Genomic DNA, 6,559 nt, shown 5'->3' with positions numbered 1-6,559 from the left:
CCCCGCCCCCGCCCCCAACCGCCCCCTGCTCGTGCTCGCGCCGGGAGACCGTGTCACGCATGACAAGTACGGGCTGGGCCGCGTGGAGGAGGTGTCCGGTGTGGGGGAGTCGGCCATGTCGCTCATCGACTTCGGCAGCGCGGGCCGCGTCAAGCTCATGCACAACCACGCCCCGGTGAGCAAGCTCTAGGCGCTGTCCCGGCCCGCCGCGATCACGGTGCCCGCGGGCATCGGGACGCCGTCACACGCCACGGGCTCGGCACCAGGCGACGGTGCTGGGCAGCAGCACCAGCACCGCGGTCGCGATGGGGAAGATCAGGCCCACGAAACCGAACACGGACGACGCGTCCCGGCTGGCGGCGACACCGGCGCCCATGTTCCGGTACATCGCCGATGCGACGACCTGGCTGACGATCCCGAAGACGATCGCCGCACCGCAGGCGGCTGCGACGACGATCCGCGCCCACGAGCGGCCGACCAGCAGGAATCCGCCACCGACCAGCAGTCCCGCGCACAGCGCGATGCTGACCAGCAGCGTCAGCACCATGACTGCGCCGTACCAGTCCGGAAGATGTTGGCCGACAACGCTGTCCGAGGTCAGGGTGAGTGCCGCAAGGGCGCCGAAGATGGTGAACACCTGCCCGAGTCCGCCCAGCAGGCTCAGGATGGCGCCGGTGATCGCGGTGACACCGCTGGGCCGGGCCGGGAGTGGTTGCGCGGGCGGGTACGCCGGGTACATCGGGTTTCCCGGGTACGCCGGCTGGGCCTGGTAGGGCTGGTACTGCACAGGGTTCGGATACATGGAACCTCCTCGTGCAACGACCGTAACCCGGTTCAGAAGGTCGTCACGACACCAAAATCCAGCGCTTGGTGGCGGGGTGCAGTGCCAGGGCAGCGCTGACGACGGGCAGCACGGGGATCGCGTAGACAATCCAGGGGATCTTGGCGCCGGCGATGAACACCCCGACGAACGCCAGCAGCGCGACCACGGCGCCGGCGGCCACCAGCCAGCGGCCCATGATGCGGCGCAGCAGCACCATCACGATGCCGGTGATCGTGCTCGAGGCGAACACGAAAGCCAGGAATGCCACGGCCACGCAGAACAGTCGGTCGGTGTCCCACCATCCGATGATGAGGCTCGTCGCGACGACGGACGTGGCCCATCCGCTGAGCATCGCCACGACACAGGCCGCGACCGCGGTCACCGGACTCGGTTCCTTCGGTGCGCCGACCTTCGGCGTCGGGATGTGCTGGGTCGAGAACGATCCCGTGGGGGCCGGCCCGATGACGCTGGTGTGGGCGTTGTCGGCCTGGGCCTGCGCCCCGGAGTCCTGCGTGGGGGCCCGGCGGATGATGCTCGTGTGGGCGTCGTCGGCCCGGGGCACTGCTCCGGTGTCACCGGTGGGGGCCCGGCGGATGATGCGAGTCTGTTCCCCGGAGGGGGGCTCGTGTGGTGTGGAGGGCGGCTGGGTCACCGGGTCAGCCGGCGTAGCCGCCGACGCTGATGCCGCGCTGAGCCAACCACGGCACCGGGTCGATGCGGTCCGAGCCGTTGGGCATGACCTCGAAGTGGCAGTGCGGACCGGTCGAGAAGCCGCGGTTGCCGATCGTGGCGATCTGGTCGCCGGCGAACACACGCTGGCCGATGCTGACGGTCCACGTATTGATGTGGCCGTAGAGGGTCACGGTGCCGTCGGAGTGCCGCAGCTTGACCCAGGCGCCGTAGCCCGCGGTGGGGCCGACGTCGATCACGACACCGTCGGCCACGGCGTAGATCGGCGTACCGATCGGGCCCGCGAGGTCGACGCCCGCATGCAGGGCGCCCCAGCGGTAGCCGAATCCGGAGGTGAAGATGCCCTGTGTGGGCTTGGCGAACAGCGGGCGGGCCAGGCGGGCTTCGCGCTCGGCGCGCTCCTGCGCGTAGGCCGCGCCCTTGGCGAGCTCCTCGGAGTGCAGCGTGCTGTTGAGCGCGGGCGTCACGCTGACGACCTGCATGCCGCGGGCGGTGCCCGTCACGTTGGTGGCGCCGGCCAGTGTCGTGTCGGAGGCCAGCGTGGTCTCGGCCGAGGCCTTGTCCGCGGGGTTGACGGCGCTGTGCGCGGCGGCGGCAGCGGCGCCCGCGGCCATGGCCGCGATCATCACGCGGCCCTTGAGGGCGCTCGCGGCGGGCTTGCGGTGCTGGCCCCCGCCGATCCGCGGGATCACGTCGGTGGCGTCGGGATCGTGGATGACGTTGAGGTCCATGCGGCGCATCAACTGGAACGGCGTCTCTTCGATGTCGGCGAGATCGTCGAGTTCCGGAGCGCGCAGGACATCGGTCGCGGTGTCGAAGACGCCGGGCTGTCCGTCGAGGTCATCGAGGCTGCCGAACTCATTGAACGGCATGATGTCGGTCACTTCATTGGGGTGGAAATCCTGCTCCGCGCGGCGCGCGCTCCTCGACGTTCCCGAACGTGATGCCGGTGTCGAATGATGCGTTGCCAAAGCTGACGTCCCTTTGATGTCGTAAGTCTCGTGACCAAAGCGTTATCGAAGACCCCAGAGACGTTAACCAAACTCCAATGTTGGTGGCAACCCGTAGAACTGTTCCTGGGCAGATTGTGATTTCAATCACTTTATGCCCAGTGGTGACATGTGCCACAACAGTGGTAGGCGATGCGAACGCGTCGCACTGAGGTCGATAAGGTGCCCAACGGGTCAAAAACCCCCCAAACAGTCACCGCCGTCATTGCCGATAGACAGACTGCGCGTCAGTTAGGAAGCTCATGGATCTATTCGAGTATCAGGCGAAGGAACTGTTCGCCAAGCACAACGTTCCGACCACTCCGGGACGGGTCACCGATTCCGCCGAGGACGCCAAGGCGATCGCCGAGGAGATCGGCAAGCCCGTCATGGTCAAGGCGCAGGTCAAGGTCGGCGGCCGAGGCAAGGCTGGCGGCGTGAAGTACGCCGCCACTCCCGAAGACGCCTTCACGCACGCTGGCAACATCCTCGGCCTGGACATCAAGGGCCACGTCGTCAAGAAACTCCTCGTCGCTGAGGCCAGCGACATCGCCGAGGAGTACTACATCTCCTTCCTGCTCGATCGTGCGAACCGCACCTACCTGGCCATGTGCTCGGTCGAGGGCGGCATGGAGATCGAAGAGGTCGCGGCCACCAAGCCCGATCGTCTCGCCAAGGTCCCCGTCGACGCCGTCAAGGGTGTCGACCTGGCCTTCGCCCGCTCGATCGCCGAGCAGGGACACCTGCCCGCCGAGGTGCTCGACGCCGCCGCGGTGACCATCCAGAAGCTGTGGGAGGTCTTCGTCGCCGAGGACGCCACCCTGGTTGAGGTCAACCCGCTGGTGCGCACGCCCGACGACCAGATCCTGGCGCTGGACGGCAAGGTCACCCTCGACGCCAACGCCGACTTCCGTCAGCCCGGCCATGCGGAGTTCGAGGACAAGGACGCCACCGATCCGCTCGAGCTCAAGGCCAAGGAACACGACCTCAACTACGTCAAGCTCGACGGTGCCGTCGGCATCATCGGCAACGGCGCGGGCCTGGTCATGTCGACGCTGGACGTCGTGGCCTATGCGGGCGAGAAGCACGGCGGCGTGAAGCCGGCGAACTTCCTCGACATCGGCGGCGGCGCCTCGGCCGAGGTGATGGCAGCCGGTCTGGACGTCATCCTGGGCGACTCGCAGGTCAAGAGCGTGTTCGTCAACGTGTTCGGCGGCATCACCGCGTGTGACGCGGTGGCCAACGGCATCGTGCAGGCGCTGAAGATCCTCGGCGACGAGGCCAACAAGCCCCTGGTCGTCCGCCTCGACGGCAACAACGTCGAAGAGGGTCGCCGCATCCTCGCCGAGGCCAACCACCCCCTGGTCATCCAGGCCGAGACCATGGACGCCGGCGCCGATAAGGCCGCCGAGCTGGCGAATAAGTAAGGGAGCCAACAACTTATGTCCATCTTCCTGAACAAGGACTCCAAGGTCATCGTCCAGGGCATCACCGGCGGTGAGGGCACCAAGCACACCAAGCTGATGCTCAAGGCCGGCACCCAGGTCGTCGGCGGCGTCAACGCCCGCAAGGCGGGCACCACCGTGTCGCACGTCGACAAGGACGGCAACGACATCGAACTCCCGGTGTTCGGCACCGTCGCCGAGGCCATCAAGGAGACCGGCGCCGACGTGTCGATCGCCTTCGTGCCGCCGGCGTTCTCCAAGGACGCCATCATCGAGGCCATCGACGCCGAGATCCCGCTGCTCGTGGTCATCACCGAGGGAATCCCGGTGCAGGACACCGCCTATGCGTGGGCCTACAACGTCGAGAAGGGTCAGAAGACCCGGATCATCGGCCCCAACTGCCCCGGCATCATCACCCCGGGTGAGTCGCTGGTCGGCATCACGCCCAACAACATCACCGGCAAGGGTCCGATCGGCCTCGTGTCGAAGTCGGGCACGCTGACCTACCAGATGATGTACGAACTGCGCGATTTCGGTTTCTCGACCGCCATCGGCATCGGCGGCGACCCGGTCATCGGCACCACCCACATCGACGCCATCGAGGCGTTCGAGAAGGATCCGGAGACCAAGGTCATCGTGATGATCGGTGAGATCGGCGGCGACGCCGAGGAGCGTGCGGCCGACTACATCAAGGCCAACGTCACCAAGCCGGTGGTCGGCTACGTCGCGGGCTTCACCGCGCCGGAGGGCAAGACCATGGGCCACGCGGGCGCCATCGTCTCGGGCTCCTCGGGCACCGCGGCCGCCAAGAAGGAGGCCCTGGAGGCCGCTGGCGTGAAGGTCGGCAAGACGCCGTCGGAGACCGCCAAGCTGGCGCGCGAGATCCTCGAGAGCCTGTAGGGGAAAACCCTTCAGCAGCAACAGAATCGCCCTCAAACTTCGGTTTGGGGGCGATTTCTGTTGGGCGTCCCCTCTGGCGACGGGCTCCGGATTGCCCCGGCCTGCCCTTTTCGCGCCGGATGGACAGTTCGTTTAGCCTGTCAAAATGACTGTGGATCCCCATACGCCCGTCGTGGTCGGCGTCGGTCAGTTCACCGAACGCATCGAGGACTCGGGCTACCGCGGCATGTCGGCGGTGGACCTGGCCACGGAGGCGGCACAAGCGGCCCTGGCCGACACCGAGGTCGACGTCGCCGCTGTCGCCGCAGCCATTGACGTGTTCGTGGGTCTGCGGCAGTTCGAGATCTGCACCCCTTTCAGCAGCCCACCCCTGGGCGCCTCGGACAACTACCTCCGGTCGGTCGCGGGCCGGATCGGCGCCGACCCGAAGCGGGCGGTCCTGGAGCCGCTGGGTGGGCATGGCCCGCAGAAGGTGCTCACCGAGTTCGCGGGTGTCATCGCCGCGGGAGACGCCGACGTCGTCCTGGTGCTCGGTTCGGAACCCGGTTCGACGACGCGGCACTTCGCCAAACGGGACGACAAGCCCGACTTCACCGAACATGTCGGAGGTCAACTCGAGGACCGCGGGTTCGGATTCGATCAGTACATCAGCGAGTACACCGTCAAGCACGGCCTGACCGGTGCGCCCGTGCAGTACGGCCTGCTGGAGAACGCGCGCCGGGCCCGCCTGGGTCTCGGTGTCGCCGACTACCGGCAGCAGATGGCGGAGCTTTTCGCACCGTTCTCGAAAGTCGCCGCCAAGAACCCCTTCTCGTCGTCGCCGGTGGAGCGCTCGGTCGACGAACTCGTCACCGTCACGGCCGAGAACCGGATGATCTGTGACCCCTATCCGCGGCTGATGGTCGCCCGCGATCAGGTGAACCAGGGTGCGGCAGCGCTGGTGATGTCGGTGGAGGCGGCGCGACGCCTCGGTGTGCCCGAGGACAAGTGGGTCTACCTTCATGGCCATGCCGACCTCGTCGAGCAGGAGCTGCTGGTCCGAGAGGATCTGGGCGCCAGCGCGTCAGCGGATCTGGCGGTCACCGCAGCGCTGACGATGGCGGGCGTCGGCCTCGATGAGATCGCCTGCTTCGATCTCTACAGCTGCTTCCCGTTCCCGGTCTTCGCGGTGTGCGACGCCACCGGGCTCGCGGCCGACGACCCGCGTGGGCTGACCCTCACCGGTGGCCTGCCCTACTTCGGTGGTCCCGGCAACAGCTACTCGCTGCACGGAATTGCCGAGGTCGTCTCGGAGATGCGTGATCGGCCCGGCCATTTCGGTCTCGTCGGTGCCAACGGCGGAGTGATGAGCAAGTATTCGACAGGTGTCTACTCCACCGAGCCCGTCGCGTGGAGGGCCGGCGACAGCGCGCGGCTCCAGGCGCGGATCAACGAGCTGCCCGAAGTCGCCGTCACCCGGGATGTCAACGGCCGCGGGACAATCGAGACCTACTCCGTGCGCTACGACTGGCCCGAGCGCACCGGGATCATCATCGGCAGGGTGGACGCCGACGGCAGTCGCTTCATGGCCACCACGACCGATGCCGACCTGCTTGCGCTGATGACCGAGGGCGATCCGTTGGGGGCGGCCATCGAGGTGACCGCCGCCGACGGCGTCAACTCGGCGCGGTTGGCCTAGCCGGCACGCCGCGCCGGTCCAGCGCCGAGATTGA

The 6,559-nt window shown here is 67.4% G+C and carries 7 protein-coding genes; 4 read left to right on the top strand and 3 right to left on the bottom strand.

The genetic code is table 11. From position 1 onward, the window contains the following. Positions 1-190 (top strand): hypothetical protein (locus A5727_RS26815; RefSeq protein WP_157521261.1); only part of this gene is annotated, 190 nt, incomplete at its 5' end. 51 nt (positions 191-241) lie between these two features. On the opposite strand, the gene A5727_RS06870 is transcribed toward A5727_RS26815, so the two are convergent. From A5727_RS06870 to A5727_RS06860, 3 genes are read right to left on the bottom strand one after another with little or no spacing between them, the layout of a single operon-like run. Beyond that, positions 242-802: a hypothetical protein gene (locus A5727_RS06870; protein ID WP_068246626.1), complete on the bottom strand. Its 561-nt coding sequence runs from the start codon at positions 800-802 to the stop codon at positions 242-244. 43 nt (positions 803-845) lie between these two features. Beyond that, positions 846-1,475, bottom strand: a complete 630-nt coding sequence (locus A5727_RS06865; protein ID WP_068246623.1) for a hypothetical protein — start codon at positions 1,473-1,475, stop codon at positions 846-848. A 4-nt stretch (positions 1,476-1,479) separates the two neighbouring features. Then, positions 1,480-2,484 carry a M23 family metallopeptidase gene (locus tag A5727_RS06860; RefSeq protein WP_068246619.1) on the bottom strand — a complete coding sequence of 335 codons (1,005 nt, stop codon included), beginning with the start codon at positions 2,482-2,484 and terminating at the stop codon, positions 1,480-1,482. Positions 2,485-2,765: 281 nt separating this feature from the next. Between A5727_RS06860 and sucC the strand changes: the two genes are divergently transcribed. The 3 genes from sucC to A5727_RS06845 all read left to right on the top strand — a co-directional run bounded on the left by sucC (position 2,766) and on the right by A5727_RS06845 (position 6,525). After that, positions 2,766-3,929 (top strand): ADP-forming succinate--CoA ligase subunit beta, encoded by a 1,164-nt coding sequence (sucC, locus tag A5727_RS06855; RefSeq protein WP_068246616.1) that lies wholly within the window; start codon positions 2,766-2,768, stop codon positions 3,927-3,929. A 15-nt stretch (positions 3,930-3,944) separates the two neighbouring features. Then, positions 3,945-4,847, top strand: coding sequence for a succinate--CoA ligase subunit alpha (gene sucD / locus A5727_RS06850; RefSeq protein WP_068246613.1), 903 nt, complete (start codon positions 3,945-3,947; stop codon positions 4,845-4,847). 145 nt (positions 4,848-4,992) lie between these two features. Beyond that, positions 4,993-6,525 carry an acetyl-CoA acetyltransferase gene (locus A5727_RS06845; protein ID WP_068246610.1) on the top strand — a complete coding sequence of 511 codons (1,533 nt, stop codon included), beginning with the start codon at positions 4,993-4,995 and terminating at the stop codon, positions 6,523-6,525. Positions 6,526-6,559: the final 34 nt, after the last annotated feature.

It is taken from the genome of Mycobacterium sp. ACS4331 (assembly GCF_001667265.1).
In the GTDB taxonomy this organism is placed as follows: Bacteria; Actinomycetota; Actinomycetes; order Mycobacteriales; family Mycobacteriaceae; genus Mycobacterium.
Note: the sequence above shows the minus strand (reverse complement) of the source record. Positions and strands in the feature narration are given on the sequence as shown.